Genomic DNA, 855 nt, shown 5'->3' with positions numbered 1-855 from the left:
CCGGGGTGCTCAGCAGGTCCCGCAGCTCGTCGGGGTCCTGGTGACGGGGGTCGAGCCAGGCGTCGTAGTGGTCCGGGGTGAGGGCGAGCGGCATGCGGGGGTGGACGCGGCCGGCGGCGTCGGCGGCCTCGGTGGTGATGACGGTGCAGGTCGTCAGCCAGGCGGCGGGGTCGTCGTCCCGCTCCACCTCCGGATCGCGCCAGTACTCGTACAGTCCGGCGAGCGCCATCAGCCGGCCGTCCTCGGGGCTGATGAAGTACGGCTGCTTGCGGGTCCTGCCTTTTGTTCCGGACGTGATCTGCTGCCATTCGTAGAAGCCGTCGGCGGGCAGCAGGCAGCGGCGTTTGACGAAGGCGCGGCGGAAGGCGGGCTTCTCGTGCACGGTCTCGGCCCGTGCGTTGATCAGCCGGGCGCCGATCCGCACGTCCTTCGCCCAGGACGGGACCAGTCCCCAGCGCAGCGGTCGCAGCTCCCTGCGCACGGAGGCGGCCTCACGGTCCTCCCGCGGGGCCCGTTCCAGTACGGCCCACACCCGGTTGGTCGGGGCGACGTTCCAGCTGGGCTCCAGCGCCTCCTCCGGGCACCACTCGGTGACCCTGAAGTGCTGGGCCAGGTCCTCGGGGCTGCGGGTGGAGACGTAACGACCGCACATGGGGCCTCACCCAGGGAAGGTCACATTTACGTATCGGACATATTGCACTTCAATCTTCACACGAGGCACACACGTTCGCTTAGTGGTCGCCCTCGGAAGTTCTTCGGGGGTTGACTGCAGAGTCGGTGTGGTGTCTGGTATCCCGACTTGCCGGATCGCCACTGCGTCGAGGTTGATGTCGTGGACTCCTCTGCGGGCGTCGC

1 protein-coding gene is annotated in these 855 nt (G+C 68.7%); it reads right to left on the bottom strand.

Annotated features, from left to right (window positions below; translation table 11 throughout):
• The coding region (locus C1I97_RS38100) for an SOS response-associated peptidase (protein ID WP_111007387.1) at positions 1-652 on the bottom strand (652 nt) is incomplete at its 3' end.
• Positions 653-855: the final 203 nt, after the last annotated feature.

This window comes from Streptomyces sp. NTH33 (genome assembly GCF_003236365.1).
Lineage (GTDB): Bacteria > Actinomycetota > Actinomycetes > Streptomycetales > Streptomycetaceae > Streptomyces.
This window is presented reverse-complemented; position numbering and strand designations above follow the sequence as displayed.